We start from the raw sequence: 18,544 nt of genomic DNA on the forward strand, positions 1-18,544 counted from the left end.
TACAATAACACTTTAAATTTAATAAAAGGAAAAATATGGCTGATGATATGATGGATGAACAAGGCGAATCAAAGAAAAAAAGTGGCAATACTTTAGTAATTATTATCGTTGTATTTTTATTTGTATTTTTACTTGTGATTGTAGGAGCGATTGCTTATTTAATGTTTAGCGGTGGTTCTGAAGAAAATCCTGCTCCGCAAGCTGAAGAAAGCGCACAAGTTGCACAAGCTCCTAAAAAAACAAATGCAGTAGCAGCTAGAGGGAGTGACTATGCAAATATTGGGGTGATGTATCCTTTAGCACCTTTTACACTAAATTTATTAAGTGATGGTGGATCAAGATATGTAAAATGCACCATTCAACTTGAACAAAATGTTGAAACCCTAACCCCAGAACTTGATAAAAAAGTTGCTATTATTAGAGATATTATCATTAGAACTTTAACTTCAAAAACCTTTGAAGAAGTAAGCACCACAAAAGGCAAAGAAAGATTAAAAGATGAATTAACTGGTAAAATCAATGAGGTTTTAACTGATGGTTTTATCAAAAATATTTATTTTACTGACTTTGTAGTATCTTAATGATAGGCTGTGACATAGTTGTATGCTCTCGCATAGAAAAAATTTATGAAAGACATAAAACGCTTTTCTTGGATAAATTTTTATCCAAGCAAGAGCAAAGTTATATAAAAAATACCAACACTCTAGCAGGATTTTGGGCTATTAAAGAAGCTGCTTCTAAGGCTTTGGGGGTTGGAATTTCTAAAGAATGTTCTTTTTTTGACATCATCATCTCTAAAGATGATAAAAATGCCCCACATATTAGTTTTTCTCAAAAAGTCATGCAAGAATTTAAAATCAAATCAGCAAGTGTAAGCGTAGCACATGATGGGGGTTTTGCTATAGCAGTAGTAGCTATAGAAACTAAGCAAGGTTAAAACCTTGCTTACATATAAAGTCCACCGTTGACTTTTAAAATTTCTCCTGTGATATAAGAAGAATGATCGCTTAATAAAAACGCCACAGCTTGAGCTACCTCGCTTGCATCTGCAAAACGCTTTAAAGGGATATTATTAATATAATTTTGTTTTATTTCATCACTTAAAACTTCAGTCATATCACTTTTTATGAAACCTGGGGTAATGCAGTTATATCTTATATTTCTTGCTGCACCTTCTTTAGCAAAAGATTTTGTTAATGCTATCATACCGCCTTTACTAGCACTATAATTAGTTTGGCCTGCATTTCCCATTTCTCCAACTATAGAAGCGATATTTACAACCGCGCCAAAACGCTTTTTACTCATAGTTTTTAACGCCTCTCTACAACCTAAAAAGCTTGAATTTAAATTAGCATTAATCACTGAAGAAAAATCATCCATGCTCATTCTAAGTGCTAATTTATCATTGGTAATACCTGCATTATTAACTAAATAACTAAGCTCACCATCACTTTCTACTATAGTTGCAATAGCGCTTGTAAATTCTTCTTCAACACTTGCATCAAATTTAATCACAGCTGCAGTGCCACCACTTTTTTCTATCTCTTCTTTTAGTGCATCAGCAAGTTCAGGCTTACTTCTATAATTAATCCAAACTTTTAAGCCATAACTTGCTAATTCTTTAGCTATTGCTGCACCTATACCTTTACTTGCACCTGTTATTAAAACATTTTTTCCACTAAATTTCATTGTTCTCCTTTAAATTAAAATAAAGCCTCATCCATTTCTTTTGGGATAGGTAAGTTTAAAATTTTAAGCACGCTTGGTGCTATATTACTAAGTCCCATGCCTTCTTTAAGTTTTTCTACTCCTTTAGCTTCTACAAAAGCAAAAACATCAAAGGTTGTGTGATTAGTGAGCATATTTTCTTTTTCATCCCTCATCGCTTCACAATTTCCATGATCTGAAGTAATAATAAAAGCATAATCATGCTCTCTTGCTTTAGCAATAACCCTACCCAAACACTCATCCACACATTCAACCGCACTAACTGCAGCTTCAAAATCACCCGTATGTCCTACCATATCACCATTTGCAAAATTTACTACGATAAAATCCATACCATTTTCTATACCCTTAAGCACTTCATCTGCGACTTCTTTAGCACTCATTTGAGGTTTTTCATCGTATGTTTTTACTTTAGGACTTGGGATTAAAACTCTTGTTTCATTGCATTCTAATTCTTCTTTTCCCCCATTAAAGAAAAAGGTTACATGAGCGTATTTTTCTGTCTCAGCTGTGTGAAGTTGGCTTAAATTTGCATTAGCTATCACAGAAGCTAAGGTATTATTTAATTCTTCTTTTTCAAACATCACAGGCAGTTTAAAACTCTCATCATACAAACTCATAGTAATAGCATTTTTTACAAGTACTTCTTTTGGAAATTCATTAAAACTTTCTTGGGTTAAAGAAGCAACGAATTGACGCATTCTATCATTTCTAAAATTGATAAAAATCACACCATCTTCAGCCTTAATTCCATCAAAGTTTTGACTAATAACTGGGGTTAAAAACTCATCTGTAATATTTTCATCATAGCTTTTTTGTATAAATTGCACAAAATCATCACACTTTTGTGCCTTAGCAAATAAAGCATCATAATAAGACTTAACCCTATCATAGCGCTTATCTCTATCCATAGCATAAAATCTTCCCGATAAAGAAGCAAAATTAATCCCTTCTTTTTCGCAAAATTCCTGTAAAGATTTTATAAATTCTAAACCTGAATTTGGAGGACAATCCCTACCATCACTAATTGCATGCGCAAAAACTTCTTTATTTTCTTGCTTACAAATTTTTAAAAGCGCATTAAAATGTGTATGCATAGAATGCACCCCACCATCACTATAAAGCCCTATAATATGCACTCTTTTGCATTTTTGTAATAACTCTTTTAAAGCCTTATTATCTTTTAAAGTATCATTTTCTATGGCTTTATTTATCTTAACTAAATTTTGATAGATTATGCGTCCACTACCTATACACATATGCCCTACTTCGCTATTACCCATTTGACCTTCAGGTAGGCCAACTGCTAAACCGCTTGTTTTTATCAAAACATTAGGGGTATTTTCAAAAAGCTTATCATAAGTTGGCTTTTTAGCATGAAAAAAAGCATTATAGTTTGAATTTGTATTATGTCCTATACCATCTGTGATTATCAAAATACATTTTTGACTCATTTTTTACTCTTTTTTATAATTTATTTATGTGATTTTACTAAAATTATGCTTTTAAAAAACAAATACAAGGTTAAAATTTTGCTTTATCTTACAGAATATACAAATTATATGTTTTTTTCTTATATTAGCGTGCGTGCTGGTTTTGCATTTTTTATCGCTTTATTTTTGAGTTTGTATTTAATGCCAAAATTTATCAAATGGGCTCAAAATAAAAAAGCAAATCAACCTATTTATGAATACGCTCCACAATCACACCAAGCTAAATCTCACACCCCTACTATGGGTGGGCTTGTTTTTATCTTTGCTACTATCATAGCAAGTGTTTTAAGTGCTGATTTAAATAATAGTTTTGTAATTGTTGGATTATTATGTTTGGTATTATTTTGCACTATAGGTTTAGTGGATGATTTAGGGAAAATTTTAAAAAAAGACAATCATGCAGGGCTAAGCCCAAAAATGAAACTTCTAGGACAATTTAGCGCTGCTTTTATCTGTGTTGGTTTATTGTATTTATTTGATATAAATACTGAATTTTATTTACCTTTTTACAAGCATGCTATTTTTGATGGTGGTATGTTTATGTTGTTTTTATGGATTTTAGTTATTGTATCAAGCTCTAATGCTGTGAATTTAACCGATGGACTTGATGGGCTTGCAACTGTGCCTTCTATATTTTCTCTTTTAAGCCTTGGTGCTTTTTTGTATTTAAGCGGAAATGCTATTTATAGCTCTTATTTATTTTTACCTAAAATTCAAGGCCTAGGAGAACTTGTGGTAATAAGCGCGGCTTTAGTTGGTGCGCTTATGGGATTTTTGTGGTATAACTGCTATCCTGCGCAAGTTTTTATGGGAGATAGTGGGAGTTTAAGTATAGGAGCTTTTTTAGGTTATCTTGGTATAGTAAGTAAAAATGAAATTTTACTTTTGCTTATAGGTTTTGTATTTGTTTTAGAAACTATTTCAGTGATTTTACAAGTAGGAAGTTTTAAAATCTTTAATAAAAGAGTTTTTAAAATGGCACCCATTCATCATCATTTTGAAAAAATAGGTTGGGTGGAAAATAAAATCATCGTGCGTTTTTGGATGATAGCCTTACTTTCAAATATCATTGCATTAATTAGTATAAAGTTAAGATAATGAAAATTTCACTTTTTGGATACGGAAAAACAACTAAAGCTTTTGTACAGCGTTTTGGAAATTGTGATATTTATGATGATCATTTTACAAGTATAAGTAAGGATGAATTTAACAATACACTTTTACCACCTTGTGAATTTGATCCTTTAAAAAGTGACTTAGAAATTCCAAGCCCTGGTTTTCCAAGTGATCATTCTCTCATACAGCAAGCAAGAAATTTAAGCAGCGAGTATGATTTTTTTTATGATGGCATGCCAAAAAGCGTTTGGATAAGTGGAACAAATGGCAAAACCACCACCACTCAAATGACACACCATCTTTTAAAACACATCAATGCGCAAATGGGAGCAAACATAGGAACTCCTTTAGCACAAATGGATGCTAATGCTAAATTATGGATTTTAGAAAGTTCATCTTTTTCACTTTTTTACACCAAAATAGCTAAACCTGAAATTTATGCACTTTTACCTATCACACCTGATCATCTTTCTTGGCACAAAAGCTTTGAAAATTATGAACAAGCAAAGCTTAGCGTGCTTGAAAGAATGAATGAAAATGATGTGGTAATTTTACCTAAAAAATATGAAGCTTATCCAACCCATGCTTATATTATAAGCTATGAAGATGAGCAAGATTTAGCTAAAAAAATGCAAATTGACTTAGAAAAAATTCATTTTAAAACCCCATTTTTACTTGATGCACTTATTGCCTTAAGTATAGAAAAAATCATACTAGATCGTTGTTCTTATGAGCTTTTAAACGAGTTTAAAATAGAAAAAAATAAACTTGAAGAAATATTTGATCATAAAAATAGACTTTGGGTAAATGATACTAAAGCGACTAATCTGGATGCTAGTTTAGCTGCTCTTAAACGCTATAAGGATAAAAAAATTCATCTTATCATAGGTGGGGATGATAAGGGAGTGGATTTAAGTGCTTTATTTGCTTTTATGAAAGAGCTTAATATAGAGCTTTATGCCATAGGAAAAAGCACTAATAAAATGCTTGAATACGCTAAAAATGCTAATTTAAAAGCACATTTTTGCGAGTTTTTACCTAAAGCAGTAGAAAAAATCAATCAAAACTTAACTAATGATGAAGTAGCCCTGCTAAGCCCTGCTTGTGCGAGCTTAGATCAGTTTAAATCCTATGAAGAAAGAGGGGAGCTTTTTAAAAAATGCATTCAAGAGCTAAACTAAATCTTTTTGAATGCAAAGTTTTAAAAACTCACATAAATTTATAAATTTCTTGCTTGGCTCTTTATTTTTATGATAAATCAAGCAAAGCTCTCTTGAAATTTTAAAATTTTTTAATCTCACTTCAAATAAGCTTTTGGCTTCAAGCTCTTCTTTAACGCTAAATTTAGGTAAAACTGCTAAAAAATCACCTTTTTTAACTAACTCTTTTATCATAGCAGTTGAGTTTAACTCATAAACTAAATTAAGTCTTACATCTTTAGGCAAAGCATTTAAAAATACTTCTTTTGCACCTGAACCTTGCTCACGACTTAACCATTTAAAATCCTTTAATTCATCTATGAAAAATTCTTTTTTAAAGTCATTTTTACTCACCACAATAAGCTCATCATCACAAATTTTAATCTTTTTTATATCCTTATCTTTGCAAATCCCTTCAATCAAACCTATATCGATTTCTTTATCTAAAATATCTTTGATGATATTTTGGCTATTATCCAAGGACAAATTTAACTTGATATTTTCTGCCTTTTGATCTAAAAAAGATCCTAGTAAATAAGTGCCTACATTTTGACTCACTTTCATACTTATTTCATAGCTTTGATCATCTTGCATTGCTTTTTCTATGCGCTCAAATTCTAAAATTAAAGGAGTGATTTGTTTTAAAAAAACCTTTCCTTTTTCATTTAAGCTTAAAAATTTAGCATTTCTATCAAAAAGCTTGGTGTTTAAACTTTTTTCAAGTTCAAATATAGCTAAAGACAAAGCAGATTGGGTTATATTTAATTCTTTAGCACAAGCTCTTAAGTTTAAATTTCTACACAAGGCTTGAAAATATTTTATTTGTTTAAAAGTCATAAGTACTCTTTTGATAAATATTTTTAATCATTATATCAAATAAAATTAATTTTACTTATCATAAAAAAATCATTAATATTACAAAAAACAAAAAAGGAAAATTCATGCATAAAAATATATATAAACATAGAAAATTTGAAGCTTTTTTACTGCTTTTTACTCTTGCTTTTTGTGCTTTTGCTATTTCTGAGCTTAATTTTTTTAAAAATCTTGGAATTTCAGCTTTAATCGTAGCTGTGATTTTGGGAGCTTTAATAGGAAATTTAGCACATCAAAATGCAAATTTACTCAAAAAATCAGGAGTTTTAGGCATAGCAACAAAAGAAATTTTAAGACTTGGGATTATACTCTATGGTTTTAGAATTACTTTTAATGATTTAGAAAAAGTTGGATTAAACGGAATTTTATTAGCATTTTTAGTGGTGTTTTTTACCTTTTTTATGGGACTTTTACTGGGAAAATTATTTAAACTTGATCTTAAAGAAAGCATACTTATAAGTAGTGGCTCAAGCATTTGTGGAGCAGCTGCTGTGATGGCTAGTGAAAGCATTGTTAAAGGTGGCTCTGCTAAAGTTGGCGTGGCAGTTTGCACTGTGGTTGTGTTTGGAACTTTGGGGATGTTTTTATATCCTTTGGCTTGGAATTTAGGCTGGTTTGATTTTTTTAGTTTAAAGCAAATGGGGTATTTCATGGGAGCAAGCTTGCATGAAGTTGCACATGCTGTTGCAGCAGGTGAAGCTGTGCAAGCAGGAGATGGTGCTGTCATAGAAAAAATGATGCGTGTTTTAATGCTAGTACCTTTTTTGATTTTTTTAAGTCTTTTTTCATTGAAATTTCTAAGCAAAAATAATGAAAAAATTTCCATTAAAGCAAATATTCCTTATTTTGCTTTGTGGTTTTTATTTGCTTGTGGTATTAGCTCACTTGAAATATTAAATACAGATTTTGCACTTAATTATATAAAACCAAGCATACAAACTATAGATACACTTTTGCTTTCTATGGCTATGGTAGCTTTGGGAGTAAATATCCATAAAAATGTTTTAAAAAATGCAGGTTTTAAACCATTTTTAATAGCATTGTTGCTTTTTATATGGTTAATCTTTATATCAATTAGCTTAATTTTCCTATTAAATTTATAATATGTTTCATTATGAAACATATTATAGTATTTTATACTTTTTTATTAATTTAATATTTATTTTTTCTACTTTATATTTAAATAATATTATAATTATATTGTAATAAACATCCAAAAAGGAGCTAACATGTTTACGCCTAAAACTAAATGTGAATTAGTTGCTCTTGTTAGAGAAGAGCTTATTGCCTTAGATGAAATCGATGTAAGCTTAATTACGGATATGTCTTATTTATTCTATTATTCCACTAGAACTAACTTTGATGGTATAGAAAAATGGGATGTGTCAAATGTTAAAGATATGTCTTATATGTTTTATTGCTGCAAAAGCTTTAATCATGATATTTCTAAATGGAATGTTAAAAATGTTGAAAACATGGAAGGAATGTTTTTTGATTGTGAATCTTTTGATCAAGACTTATCTTCTTGGAATATGTCAAATGTAAAAGATACTAAATATATGTTTTGTAATTGTCTTAAATTCAACCATAAAGTAGAAAATTGGGATGTGCATAATGCCATTACAATGGCACATATGTTTGAAAATTGCAAACAATTTGATCAAGATTTGTCAAGATGGGATGTACATAATGCTAAAACAATGGCATTTTTATTGCACAATTGTACTAATTTTCACTATGATGTTAAAAAATTAGATATTGATAAAAATTGCAATATCCAAAAAATACTAGGACATGAAGAAATACAAAATAAATATGCTATAAAACATTAATCACAAGGTAAGCTATTGCTTACCTACTTGATTAATCCAAAGTCCCATAGCAATCACAACAATAACTTGCCCTAAAAATCCTTGAAATACGCTAAATAATCTTAGCAAAGAACTAACCGGTGTTACATCACCAAAGCCTATCGTTAGCATAGTAACTCCGCTAAAATAATAACAATCAACCAAACCTTTTATTCTATTTTGAATTTGAGGTTTTAACTCATCATTTAAAGACCAAAAATTATGAATTCCTCTTATAGGTGTTTGAAACTGCACTTCTATAACTTTTTCTTGTAAATCCGCAATATCTAGATTTTCATTTTTTTGAGTAGCAATTAACATTCTATTGTAATTATCTACATCACAAGAAAAATAATACAAATTTCCATACGCAAACCATATCAAAACATATGCATATAAAATAATAAAAAATTTTTCTTTAATATTAATCTTTCCACTAAAAGCAGCCCAAATACTAATAAGCAAAAAAACCATCAATGCCACAGCCACCATAATAGGAATAATATTTAAAATTAAAAATAAAATTTCAGAAGTAATTTTACCTGTTGCATAAATAGCAAGTTCATCAAATAAAAAACTACAAAACAAAGGCACCATAGCAAGCAAAGTCCAAACAAAAAGAAATTGTTTGGTACTTTTGTGATAAATGCTAATATAATGATTTAAAAGTCTATGGTGCAACATTAGCGAATCAGCAATAAAGGTTTTTTAGCCTTAGTTAAAATATCATTTGTCAAACTACCAAATAAAATACTTTTTAACCAGTGATGTGAATAAGCTCCCATAATCAATAAATCTATATCATTTTGCTCACCAAAATCAAATAAAGCCTGAGTAATCTCTCCATTTAAATGCTGAGTTTGCACATTTAAATTTGCTTCTTTAAAAATTTGACTTACTTGAGTTAATAACTCATAAGAAGCTTTTTCATCTTTAGATACATTTACCACATAACGTTTTGCTTCTTTAAAAATAGGTCTTTTAATGGCTTGTTCTATAGCCTTTTTAGCCAAATTACTCCCATCATAAGCCATCATCACACTTTTAATCTCTTTAAAAGCAGAATTTACAAGCAAAATAGGCACATTTAAAGCTCTTACTAATTCTTCTGTATGAATGCCTATTTTATTTTTCTTACCACCGCCTTTTAAACCTGCTATAGCTAATCTTATTTGATCATTATATTCTTTTAAAACTTCTTCCAAATCTCCATCTCTTTGTACACTAAAGCATTCTTTTACGCCTTGTTCTTTTGCATAAGTGCAAAATTCTTCTAAAATTCTTTGCCCTTTTTTGCAAAGATTTTCATTTTTTTGGCTTTGCTCTTCTACTAAATCTTCAATCACACACCCACTAGCACCTATGCCAAAACTACAAGCTAATTCAGCATTAGTAAAATTTGGTTCTATAGTATATAAAAACATTAAAGGTAAATCTAGCTTTTTAGCTAAATACACTCCATAATGCAAACTTTCCCTACAAGGCTCTAAAACATCTACACAAACTAGAATTTTTTCCATTTAATATCCTTTTGTAGTATTAATCTTGTGCTTTTTGCGCTATTAAAACACCTTCTATGATTTTTTTAATATCCCCATCTAAGATATTATCAACCTGCGAAAAAGCTTCATTTGAGCGTGTATCTTTAACTTGTTGATAAGGAAAAAGCACATAAGAGCGGATTTGATGCCCCCAACCTATCTCACTTTTTTCGCTTGAATTTGCTTCATCTTGTTGTTTCATAAGCTCAAGCTCATAAAGGCGTGATTTTAGCATTTTAAAGGCTGTGGCTTTGTTTTTGTGTTGGCTTCTATCGTTTTGACATTGCACTACTATACCACTTGGCATATGAGTTATACGCACCGCTGATTCAGTTTTATTAACATGCTGTCCACCTGCCCCGCTTGCTCTATAATAATCAATCCTTATATCTTTTTCTTCAATTTCTATTTCTATATCATCATCAAGTTCAGGCGAAACCATCACACTAGAAAAACTCGTATGACGACGCCCCGCACTATCAAATGGAGAAGTTCTTACTAAACGATGAATGCCATTTTCAGCTTTTAAATACCCATAAGCATTTTCACCTTTTACTAAAAAGCTAACATCTTTAAGTCCTGCTTCTTCGCCTTCTTGAAAGTCAAGTGTTTCTACTTTAAAACCTTCTCTTTCGCAAAATCTCAAATACATCCTATAAAGCATGCTAGCCCAGTCATTACTCTCCGTTCCACCTGCTCCTGGATGAATGGAAACTATGGCGTTTTTACCATCATTTTCCCCGCTTAAAAGCATAGAAATTTCAAGATTTACGATAAGATCTTCTAGCTTATTTGCATCTTCAAATAAAGCTTCTATAGTATCTAAGTCATTTTCACTATTAGCAAGATCAAAAAGCTCACTTGCATCATTTAAAGCATTATTTGCATTTTCATAATTTTTAAGTAAATTTGAAATTTTAGTTTTTTCTTTACCTATAACGCCTGCTTGTTTTACATCACTCCAAAAAGAAGGAGAATTTTCTAAATTTTCTATTTCTTTTAATCTTGCTTTTATCTCTTCAGGTTTAATGATAGAAGCGATATTTCCAACTTTGTTTTTTAATTTTTTTAAAAGTTCGCTGTATTCGTAATTATCCATAAAAATTTTCTTTCTAATTTTTGATATAATTTAATCTTATAATTTTAGCAAAAAAATAAAACATTTAAAGTGAGAAATATGCCAAAACTTTTTTTAATGTCTTTAGGTTGTAATAAAAATTTAGTTGATAGTGAAATCATGCTTGGAAGATTAAGTGATTATGAAATTTGCAATGAGCCAAGCATAGCTGATGTTTTGATTGTAAATACCTGTGGCTTTATAGATAGTGCTAAAAAAGAAAGCATAAATGCGATTTTAGACTTACACGAGCAAAGAAAAAAAGATTCATTGTTAGTTGTAACAGGATGTTTAATGCAACGCTACCGCGAGGAATTAATGAAAGAACTACCTGAAGTTGATCTTTTTACCGGTGTGGGAGATTATGAAAAAATTGATGAAATGATACTTAAAAAAACTAATCTTTTTTCAAATTCTACTTACTTGCAAGATAAAAATACAAATCGTGTGATCACAGGATCAAACTATCATGCTTTTATCAAAATAGCTGAAGGATGTAATCAAAAATGTTCATTTTGCGCCATACCAAGCTTTAAAGGCAAGCTTAAATCAAGAAGCTTAGAAAGTATTATAAATGAAGTAAAAGAACTTGTTAAAAAAGGCTATAAAGACTTTTCTTTTATCGCTCAAGATACAAGTTCGTATTTATTTGATCAAGGTCAAAAAGATGGACTTTTAAAGCTTATTGAGGCTATAGAAAATATCCAAGGTGTAAAGGCTGCTAGAATTTTATATCTATATCCAACAAGCATTAGTAAAGAAGTGATAGGAAAAATCATTCAATCAAAAGTTTTTGTAAATTATTTTGATATGCCTTTACAACACATCAGCGATAATATGCTTAAAATCATGAAACGCGGAGCTAATAAAGCTAAATTAATCGAGCTTTTAAATTTAATGAAACAAGCTCCAAATTCATTTTTACGCACAGGTTTTATCGTGGGTCACCCAGGAGAGAGCGATGAGGATTTTGAAGAATTATGCGCTTTTATAAAAGAATTTGGTTTTGATAGAATTAGTGTTTTTGCTTATTCTAAAGAAGAAGATACTGCAGCTTTTGACATGGAACAAATTCCTAGTAAAATCATCAATGCAAGATTAAAAGTAATAGAAAAAATTGTTGATGAATGCATAGAAAAAAGCTTTAATCAACAAATTGGTAAAAAAATCTTAGCATTTTGTGAAGGTCAAAGCTCTGAAGGAGAATTTTTCATCGGTGCAAAAGATTTGCGTTGGGATAGAGATATAGATGGAGAAATTCTCATCAATGAAAGTGATTGTGGCGATTTAGAAATGGGTGAGCTTTATGAGTGTGAAATCACACAGAGCTTAGATAAAAAACTCATTGCAAAAGCTTTAAGAAAGCTTGATGATTGATAACAAATATTTAAATCATTTAAAGCAAGGGAGAAATCTTTTAGCGTTTTCTCATGGGAGTGATTCTAGTGCTTTATTTTTCATGCTTTTAGAAAAAAATATAGATTTTGATCTTGCTTTTATAAACTACAAAACTCGCAAAAATAGTGATAAAGAAGAACAAAGTACTAAAGAATTAGCCAAGCGTTTTCATAAAAAAATTTATATCAAAACTACACCCAAAATAACAAAGAATTTCGAAGCTTGCGCAAGAGCTTTGCGTTATGAGTTTTTTGAAGAGCTTTGCAAAAATCACTCTTATGATAATCTTTTACTAGCTCATCATTTAAATGATAAACTAGAATGGTTTTTAATGCAATTTTCTAAAGGTGCAGGGCTTAGAGAATTACTTGGTTTTAAAGATATTGAAAAAAGAAAATATTTTACCATCATAAGACCCTTGCTTGAAATTCCAAAAGAAGAAATTTCAAACTACCTAAAAGAAAACAATATCACTTATTTTCATGATGAGAGTAATGATGATGAAAAATATTTTAGAAATTTCATACGCAAAAATTTTGCTAATGAGTTTTTAAAGCTTTATCCAAATGGAGTAAAAAAAAGCTTTAAATACCTAGAAAAAGACTTAAAAGAAGAAAATATTTGTGAATTTAAAAATATTTACATCACTCATAAAGATGAAAGTTTAATCGCAAAATGTTTTAAAAAGCTTGGAGTGCTTTTAAGCGCCAAACAAAGACAAGAAGCATTAAAAGGCGATGGAGTGATTTCACATAAAATAGGCATTGTTTATATGCAAGAAAAAGTTTTAATTTTTCCTTTTGTAAGTTGTGAGAAAATGCCAAAAGAATTTAAAGAAATTTATAGAAAAGCAAAAATCCCTAAACTCTTAAGAGCATATTTATACACAAAAAATATTGATGTAAAAGAGCTTATGCAAGCTCTTTTATGATTTCTTCAAAAAGTTCTTTTACTCTTGCTTCTAAAAAGTCTTTAAATTTAGCACTTGTAGCTTCGGTGCGCATGATAAGATATGGGCTTGTATTAGAAGCACGCAAAAGCGCCCAGCCTTCTTTAAAGGTAATTCTAACTCCGTCAATTTCATTGCAATCAAGCACATTTTCAAAAGCGTTTGCTTTTACTTTTTCTTTAAATTTTTCTATAATTTGAAATTTATTTTCCTCACTAACCTTAAGCTTAATCTCTTCACTTGCATAAAGTTTTGGTAATTCTTTAACTAATTTTTCTATATCAAAACCATTTACTAAAAGCTCTAAGGTTCTTAAAAATGCATAAATTCCATCATCATAACCAAAATATCTATCTTTAAAGAAAATATGCCCACTAAGCTCTGCTGCTATGTCGATATTTTGCTCTTTCATCATTTTTTTAATGTTAGAATGTCCAGTCTTACCCATCATGATAAAACCAAATTTAGCCACCTCATCGAAAAGATTTTTAGAACATTTTACTTCACCTAAAACTCTAGGATTTTTTATATTTTTAGCAAATAAATAGCAAAGCTCATCACCCTTAAATACATAATCTTTACTTGCGACTACTAAACGATCTCCATCTCCATCAAAAGCAAAGCCCATTTTTGCATTTTCATCTTCTTTTAACGCAACTTGTAATGCGTGTAAATTTTCAAGCTCTGTTGGATCAGGTGCATGATTTGGGAAATTTCCATCAGGATTTTCAAATAAAATTTGCGCATTAAGATTTAATTTTTCCACCAAAGGCTTTATAATCACTCCAGTAGCTCCATTTGCACAATCAATAATAATTTTTTCTTTATAGCCCTTAAGATGTGAAAAATGTTTAGCTAAAAAGTCTATATATAAGCTTTTAACATCATAATTTTCACATCTTAAATCATCATTGATTTCAAGTTCTAAATACTCTTGCACTTTTAAAGAAAGTTTTTTCAAATCAGCACCAAAAAAACTTTCTTTGTTAATCGTGATTTTAAAGCCATTGTATTCTTTTGGATTATGCGAACCTGTTATCATGATATTTGCATCAAAAATTTCATCAAAAAACAAGCTAAAATATCCCATAGGAGTTGGTGCTAAACCTATATTGAAAACTTGCATATTAGCTTTATTTAAACCGCTGATTAAATAGTTAAAAAGTTCATTTGCACTATATCTTGCATCATAGCCTACGCTTACTTTCTCACAACCTCTTGATTTCATTTCTAAACCCAAGGCATAGCCTATGGCTTTTACACTTTTTTCATTTAACTCACTTGGGTAAAGCCCTCTTATGTCATACTCTCTAAAAATCAAATCTAACATTTTAATCCTTTTGTTTTCTAAGTTCTAATTTTGCTTGTTTTAAACTTTCTTCTATGTTTTCATTTTTGTTTGATAAACAAAGTCTAATTTCTAATTTTGCATTTTGCTCTTTCAATTCAAAACTATATTTTTGCATAAAATTTTCAAGCATTTGAAGTTTGCTTTGCACAAAGGCTATATTTTCATTTTCAAATACAATAATAAAATAATCCTTATCATCTTTAAAAACCCTAGCGTGCAAAGCTTTTTTTAAAATCCTAGCAAACTCATGCATTATAAACTCGCCCATTTTTGAGCCTTTTTGATGATAAATTTCATTAATATTTTTTACTTCAATCAAGGCTAAATGAAAATTTTCAAGCCCTTGAGCATATCTTCTTAAAGCTTTTAAATTTGGCAAATTGGTTAAAGTATCAAAAAAGGCTATTTTATAAGCTTTATACGCTAAAAATCCTATCAACACCAAAGAAGCAAATTCATAATAACCCAAATCAACACTATTGTAAAATAAAAACTGCACATTCAAGCCCATATAAGCTAGCAAAAAATGAAAATCATTATTTTTAAAATACGAAAATAATAAAAATATCATTCCTGCCCAAAACACACAAAAACTTAACTCACTAATAGGTTTAAAAAATTGCGTTGAAAGACCAAAAATCTCACTTGTAATGCTTGCATTAAAATTAGTACTTGTGCTAAGTATTAACGCTACAAAACCCATAAAGGCTAAATACGCAAATTTAATGAGATTAATTCTTTCAAACACAAGCTTGCTATCTTGCAAAAATACAAAAAGCACAAAAGAAAAAGGTAAAAATACCGAGATAAACAAATGCGCTTGATACTCACTTGCTACTAAAGATAAAGCCCTAGCACATAAAATCAACAAAAGTAAGAAAAAAATCTTATTTTGCTTAAAAAAATAAGCTAAAAATAAAGCTAAGATATTAAAAACCAAAGTCATACTAGGTAATGTTTTTAACAATAAATACGAAAAATCCAAAATAATAAACCTTTTTTTGTTAAAATTATAGCAAAAATATTTTAAGGATATTAATGGTAGAAGTAAAAAATCTCACTATGCGTTTTGCAAATCAACTTTTATTTGAAGATGTAAATTTAAAATTAAACCGTGGTGAAAGATATGGACTTATAGGTGCAAATGGCGCAGGAAAATCAACCTTTTTAAAAATTCTCTCAGGCGAAATAGAATCAAGCAGTGGAGAAATTTGTATAGATCCAAATTTAAAAATCGCAGTGTTAGGACAAGATCAATTTGCTTTTGAAAACTACACTATCAAAGATGCGGTAATGTGTGCAAATAAAAGATTATATGATGCACTAAAAGAAAAAGAAAAACTTTATATGAGTGAAGAATTTACCGATGAAATCAACGATAGATTAAGCGAGCTTGAAATCATAACAGCAGAAGAAGATCCAAACTATGATTGTGAGCTTAGATGTGAAAAAATTCTTAGTTCTTTAAATATAAAAGATTTTAATGCTCTCATGAGCACTTTGCAAAGTGCGGATAAATTTAAAGTTTTATTAGCACAAGTATTGTTTTTAGGTGCTGATGTGTTGTTTTTAGATGAGCCTACAAACAACCTTGACTTAGAAGCTATTTCTTGGCTTGAAAATGAGCTTTTAAGACATGAGGGAACTTTAGTAGTAATTAGCCATGATAGACATTTTCTAAATAAAGTTTGTACAAGAATTTTAGATGTGGATTTTAAACAAATACGTGATTTTGCTGGAAATTATGATGATTGGTACATGGCTTCAACCTTACTTGCTAAACAAGCTGAACTCAAACGTGATAAAACCTTAAAAGAAAGAGAAGAATTAGAAAATTTCATACGTCGTTTTAGCGCTAATGCCTCAAAAGCCAAACAAGCTACAAGCAGGGCTAAAGCTTTAGAAAAACTTGAACTTGAAGAGATTAAAACTTCAAGCAGGCGTGATCCTAGCATAGTTTTTAGAACAAATAGAGAAATAGGAAATGAAGTTTTAGAATTAAAAGGTGTTAGCAAAGCTTATGATAAAACTTTATTTGAAAATTTAGAATTAAAATTAGAAAAAGGTGATAAAATAGCCCTAATCGGTGCAAATGGTGTTGGAAAAAGCACTTTAGCTAAAATCATCGCATCAAAATTAGAACCTGATAGTGGTCATATTCACCTTGGTGCTACCATAGAAATGGGATATTTTTCACAAGATACAACGAATTTAATTAATGAAGATTTGAAACTTTATGAATGGCTAATGAGTGAAAAATTCAAAGATTTGGATGAAATTCGCAAATGTCTTGGTAGAATGCTTTTTAGTGGAAGTGATCAAGAAAAAATGGCTTCTAGTTTAAGTGGAGGTGAAAAACACCGCTTAATGCTTTCAAAGTTAATGTTAGAACGCGGAAATTTCTTGCTTTTAGATGAACCGGATAATCATTTAGATCTTGAAAGTATCATTGCATTAGGTGAAGCCTTGTATAATTTCAAAGGTTGTGTGATATGCATAAGCCACGATAGAGAGCTAATTAGCGCTTTTGCTAATCGTATATGGTTTTTAGAAGATGGAAAACTAACAGACTTTAAAGGAAGTTATGATGAATTTTTAGGAGGTTTAGAATGAATTCGTTTAAAATAAAATATGCAGCTGGTTTTGGACATTTTACTCAAAATCACAGGGGTTTTGGCCCAACTATTTATGTAGAAGAAAGTATTGATTTTCAAAGCGAAAAAGATTATTTTGACTATGTTGAATTTTATGAAAAATTCAGCAAAGAAGATGATACTTATTTTCACATTTCATTTTTAGAAGATCGCCCTTTAACTTCTCAAGAATTAGAAAGTAGAAATGCTTATAGAAAACTAAGGGATGAGCGCTGCAATAAAGCCAGAGAAGAGTTTATTAAAAACAATGAAATAGAAGCTGAATACTACCCAACTCATGGCGATTAAGGAATGATTTTTGCTTGTTTTTTCCTTGTAATATTTTGAAAGGAGAAAGCATGCAAGTTAACCATGATAATTTATCGGTTAAAGAGTATGGATATGGTCAAAGTAGTGCTTACAAAAGCACTCAAGGAGCTAATGAAGACTTTATGTCTTTACTTAGTCAAAACAATAGTGAAAATTTAAACGAGCAAAGTATAAAACTTGATGAGCTTTTTTCAAAAGCTATGAGTCAAGATCAATTTAGCACAGGAATTTTTAGCTCAAATATGTCAAATATTTATAATTATCGTTTTAGAGGACAAAACGAAACTCCTATGCAAGCTAATATAGAAGAAAAACAAGAACCACAAAAAGATATGGTAAAAGATCTTTTAAGTTCTTTATAAAAATGAAGTAAGCAAACGCTTACTTCCAAACAAGTCCGCTAAATTCAAACTCTTTTGCAAATTTTTTAAATTCCTCCTCTTCTTTTACATTAACACTTAAAACCAGTTCAACATTTTCTTGAAATTTTTTTTCAAATGAAATGTTATTTTTATTTAAAAAATGCTCAAATCTTGCATAAAGATGAAAAGGAATGTTTAAAATTAAAATATTTTTAGCTTCAAATTCTAAAAGCGTTGCATTTAAAATAGCTTCATTTGCGGCTTCACTATAAGCTCTTACAAGACCACCTGTACCAAGTTTAATCCCTCCAAAATAACGCACCACAATCACCGCGCAATTAACAAGCAAAGCTCCTCTTAAGACATTCAAACAAGGCATTGCAGAAGTTCCTTTTGGCTCACCATCATCGCTTTTATCTTCTATAATTTGATCAAATTCATTTAAATACCGATAAGCATATACAAAATGCACGGCTTTTAAATGCTCATTTCTTAGCTTTTGTATTAAAGTTTGAAAATCTTCAAAAGGACATAAAAAAGACAAAAAAGTTGATTTTTTGATTTCTATTTTTGCTTGATAAATTTGATCAATGGTTTTCAT

General features: G+C 30.0%; 20 protein-coding genes. 11 read left to right on the forward strand and 9 right to left on the reverse strand.

What is annotated here, in order from left to right; translation table 11 throughout:
- Nucleotides 1-35 precede the first annotated feature (35 nt).
- Complete coding sequence (gene fliL / locus CAMP5121_RS03850; protein WP_442863283.1) at nt 36-581, forward strand: flagellar basal body-associated protein FliL; 546 nt, start codon at nt 36-38, stop codon at nt 579-581.
- Nucleotides 581-937 (forward strand): holo-ACP synthase, encoded by a 357-nt coding sequence (acpS, locus tag CAMP5121_RS03855; protein ID WP_263688290.1) that lies wholly within the window; start codon nt 581-583, stop codon nt 935-937. The genes fliL and acpS overlap by 1 nt, the downstream gene beginning before the upstream one ends.
- An 8-nt stretch (nt 938-945) precedes the next feature.
- Here the strand turns inward: acpS and fabG are convergent, their stop codons facing one another.
- Together fabG and gpmI are read right to left on the reverse strand one after the other, a co-directional pair.
- On the reverse strand, nt 946-1,689 hold the full coding sequence (fabG, locus tag CAMP5121_RS03860; RefSeq protein ID WP_214114351.1) for a 3-oxoacyl-ACP reductase FabG: 744 nt from the start codon (nt 1,687-1,689) through the stop codon (nt 946-948).
- A gap of 14 nt (nt 1,690-1,703) precedes the next feature.
- A complete protein-coding gene (gene gpmI, locus CAMP5121_RS03865) occupies nt 1,704-3,182 on the reverse strand; it encodes a 2,3-bisphosphoglycerate-independent phosphoglycerate mutase (RefSeq protein ID WP_337214840.1) in 1,479 nt (492 codons plus the stop codon).
- Nucleotides 3,183-3,260: 78 nt separating this feature from the next.
- Here gpmI and mraY point away from each other — a divergent pair, with 78 nt between their 5' ends.
- Together mraY and murD are read left to right on the forward strand one after the other, a co-directional pair.
- Nucleotides 3,261-4,319: a phospho-N-acetylmuramoyl-pentapeptide-transferase gene (mraY, locus tag CAMP5121_RS03870; protein WP_337214841.1), complete on the forward strand. Its 1,059-nt coding sequence runs from the start codon at nt 3,261-3,263 to the stop codon at nt 4,317-4,319.
- Nucleotides 4,319-5,518, forward strand: a complete 1,200-nt coding sequence (gene murD, locus CAMP5121_RS03875; RefSeq protein ID WP_337214842.1) for a UDP-N-acetylmuramoyl-L-alanine--D-glutamate ligase — start codon at nt 4,319-4,321, stop codon at nt 5,516-5,518. Before mraY ends, murD begins: the two co-directional genes overlap by 1 nt.
- Here the strand turns inward: murD and CAMP5121_RS03880 are convergent.
- Nucleotides 5,510-6,373, reverse strand: a complete 864-nt coding sequence (locus CAMP5121_RS03880; protein WP_337214843.1) for a LysR family transcriptional regulator — start codon at nt 6,371-6,373, stop codon at nt 5,510-5,512. The genes murD and CAMP5121_RS03880 overlap by 9 nt on opposite strands.
- A 104-nt stretch (nt 6,374-6,477) precedes the next feature.
- Here CAMP5121_RS03880 and CAMP5121_RS03885 point away from each other — a divergent pair, with 104 nt between their 5' ends.
- Both CAMP5121_RS03885 and CAMP5121_RS03890 read left to right on the forward strand, forming a co-directional pair.
- Nucleotides 6,478-7,515 carry a YeiH family protein gene (locus CAMP5121_RS03885; protein ID WP_337214844.1) on the forward strand — a complete coding sequence of 346 codons (1,038 nt, stop codon included), beginning with the start codon at nt 6,478-6,480 and terminating at the stop codon, nt 7,513-7,515.
- A gap of 126 nt (nt 7,516-7,641) precedes the next feature.
- A complete protein-coding gene (locus CAMP5121_RS03890; protein WP_263682622.1) occupies nt 7,642-8,244 on the forward strand; it encodes a BspA family leucine-rich repeat surface protein in 603 nt (200 codons plus the stop codon).
- Nucleotides 8,245-8,256: 12 nt separating this feature from the next.
- Here CAMP5121_RS03890 and CAMP5121_RS03895 read toward each other — a convergent pair whose 3' ends face one another.
- From CAMP5121_RS03895 to prfB, 3 genes are read right to left on the reverse strand one after another with little or no spacing between them, the layout of a single operon-like run.
- Nucleotides 8,257-8,946 carry an ion channel gene (locus tag CAMP5121_RS03895; RefSeq protein ID WP_263682620.1) on the reverse strand — a complete coding sequence of 230 codons (690 nt, stop codon included), beginning with the start codon at nt 8,944-8,946 and terminating at the stop codon, nt 8,257-8,259.
- Nucleotides 8,946-9,782 (reverse strand): universal stress protein, encoded by an 837-nt coding sequence (locus tag CAMP5121_RS03900; RefSeq protein ID WP_263663611.1) that lies wholly within the window; start codon nt 9,780-9,782, stop codon nt 8,946-8,948. The genes CAMP5121_RS03895 and CAMP5121_RS03900 overlap by 1 nt, the downstream gene beginning before the upstream one ends.
- A gap of 19 nt (nt 9,783-9,801) precedes the next feature.
- Nucleotides 9,802-10,902, reverse strand: coding sequence for a peptide chain release factor 2 (gene prfB, locus CAMP5121_RS03905; protein ID WP_039617474.1), 1,101 nt, complete (start codon nt 10,900-10,902; stop codon nt 9,802-9,804).
- Between the two features lie 78 nt (nt 10,903-10,980).
- On the opposite strand from prfB, the gene rimO reads away from it, so the two are divergent.
- Nucleotides 10,981-12,297, forward strand: coding sequence for a 30S ribosomal protein S12 methylthiotransferase RimO (rimO, locus tag CAMP5121_RS03910; protein WP_337214845.1), 1,317 nt, complete (start codon nt 10,981-10,983; stop codon nt 12,295-12,297).
- Nucleotides 12,287-13,249 (forward strand): tRNA lysidine(34) synthetase TilS, encoded by a 963-nt coding sequence (gene tilS / locus CAMP5121_RS03915; RefSeq protein ID WP_337214846.1) that lies wholly within the window; start codon nt 12,287-12,289, stop codon nt 13,247-13,249. The genes rimO and tilS overlap by 11 nt, the downstream gene beginning before the upstream one ends.
- Here the strand turns inward: tilS and CAMP5121_RS03920 are convergent.
- Together CAMP5121_RS03920 and CAMP5121_RS03925 are read right to left on the reverse strand one after the other, a co-directional pair.
- On the reverse strand, nt 13,230-14,597 hold the full coding sequence (locus CAMP5121_RS03920; RefSeq protein ID WP_337214847.1) for a phosphomannomutase/phosphoglucomutase: 1,368 nt from the start codon (nt 14,595-14,597) through the stop codon (nt 13,230-13,232). The genes tilS and CAMP5121_RS03920 overlap by 20 nt on opposite strands.
- A gap of 1 nt (nt 14,598) precedes the next feature.
- Complete coding sequence (locus CAMP5121_RS03925; RefSeq protein WP_263724686.1) at nt 14,599-15,603, reverse strand: GGDEF domain-containing protein; 1,005 nt, start codon at nt 15,601-15,603, stop codon at nt 14,599-14,601.
- Between the two features lie 53 nt (nt 15,604-15,656).
- Here CAMP5121_RS03925 and abc-f point away from each other — a divergent pair, with 53 nt between their 5' ends.
- From abc-f to CAMP5121_RS03940, 3 genes are read left to right on the forward strand one after another with little or no spacing between them, the layout of a single operon-like run.
- The gene (gene abc-f / locus CAMP5121_RS03930; protein WP_263692520.1) at nt 15,657-17,231 is read left to right on the forward strand and encodes a ribosomal protection-like ABC-F family protein; all 1,575 of its coding nucleotides are present in this window, start codon (nt 15,657-15,659) and stop codon (nt 17,229-17,231) included.
- A complete protein-coding gene (locus CAMP5121_RS03935; protein WP_039617462.1) occupies nt 17,228-17,560 on the forward strand; it encodes a hypothetical protein in 333 nt (110 codons plus the stop codon). The genes abc-f and CAMP5121_RS03935 overlap by 4 nt, the downstream gene beginning before the upstream one ends.
- Before the next feature lie 50 nt (nt 17,561-17,610).
- Nucleotides 17,611-17,943, forward strand: a complete 333-nt coding sequence (locus CAMP5121_RS03940) for a hypothetical protein (RefSeq protein WP_039617460.1) — start codon at nt 17,611-17,613, stop codon at nt 17,941-17,943.
- A 19-nt stretch (nt 17,944-17,962) separates the two neighbouring features.
- On the opposite strand, the gene CAMP5121_RS03945 is transcribed toward CAMP5121_RS03940, so the two are convergent.
- On the reverse strand, nt 17,963-18,544 hold the full coding sequence (locus CAMP5121_RS03945) for an IMPACT family protein (RefSeq protein ID WP_337214848.1): 582 nt from the start codon (nt 18,542-18,544) through the stop codon (nt 17,963-17,965).

Origin of the sequence: Campylobacter sp. 2352 PW, assembly GCF_024723575.1 — a bacterium.
In the GTDB taxonomy this organism is placed as follows: domain Bacteria; phylum Campylobacterota; class Campylobacteria; order Campylobacterales; family Campylobacteraceae; genus Campylobacter_D.

Bases quoted from the DNA above. Each gene is read 5' to 3' on its own strand.
- gpmI (WP_337214840.1), bottom strand. From the start codon at position 3,182: ATGAGTCAAAAATGTATTTTGATAATCACAGATGGTATAGGACATAAT.
- CAMP5121_RS03935 (WP_039617462.1), top strand. From the start codon at position 17,228: ATGAATTCGTTTAAAATAAAATATGCAGCTGGTTTTGGACATTTTACT.
- CAMP5121_RS03885 (WP_337214844.1), top strand. From the start codon at position 6,478: ATGCATAAAAATATATATAAACATAGAAAATTTGAAGCTTTTTTACTG.
- murD (WP_337214842.1), top strand. From the start codon at position 4,319: ATGAAAATTTCACTTTTTGGATACGGAAAAACAACTAAAGCTTTTGTA.
- fliL (WP_442863283.1), top strand. From the start codon at position 36: ATGGCTGATGATATGATGGATGAACAAGGCGAATCAAAGAAAAAAAGT.
- CAMP5121_RS03940 (WP_039617460.1), top strand. From the start codon at position 17,611: ATGCAAGTTAACCATGATAATTTATCGGTTAAAGAGTATGGATATGGT.
- CAMP5121_RS03895 (WP_263682620.1), bottom strand. From the start codon at position 8,946: ATGTTGCACCATAGACTTTTAAATCATTATATTAGCATTTATCACAAA.
- fabG (WP_214114351.1), bottom strand. From the start codon at position 1,689: ATGAAATTTAGTGGAAAAAATGTTTTAATAACAGGTGCAAGTAAAGGT.
- CAMP5121_RS03890 (WP_263682622.1), top strand. From the start codon at position 7,642: ATGTTTACGCCTAAAACTAAATGTGAATTAGTTGCTCTTGTTAGAGAA.
- acpS (WP_263688290.1), top strand. From the start codon at position 581: ATGATAGGCTGTGACATAGTTGTATGCTCTCGCATAGAAAAAATTTAT.
- CAMP5121_RS03880 (WP_337214843.1), bottom strand. From the start codon at position 6,373: ATGACTTTTAAACAAATAAAATATTTTCAAGCCTTGTGTAGAAATTTA.
- CAMP5121_RS03900 (WP_263663611.1), bottom strand. From the start codon at position 9,782: ATGGAAAAAATTCTAGTTTGTGTAGATGTTTTAGAGCCTTGTAGGGAA.
- prfB (WP_039617474.1), bottom strand. From the start codon at position 10,902: ATGGATAATTACGAATACAGCGAACTTTTAAAAAAATTAAAAAACAAA.
- CAMP5121_RS03920 (WP_337214847.1), bottom strand. From the start codon at position 14,597: ATGTTAGATTTGATTTTTAGAGAGTATGACATAAGAGGGCTTTACCCA.
- abc-f (WP_263692520.1), top strand. From the start codon at position 15,657: ATGGTAGAAGTAAAAAATCTCACTATGCGTTTTGCAAATCAACTTTTA.
- rimO (WP_337214845.1), top strand. From the start codon at position 10,981: ATGCCAAAACTTTTTTTAATGTCTTTAGGTTGTAATAAAAATTTAGTT.
- CAMP5121_RS03945 (WP_337214848.1), bottom strand. From the start codon at position 18,544: ATGAAAACCATTGATCAAATTTATCAAGCAAAAATAGAAATCAAAAAA.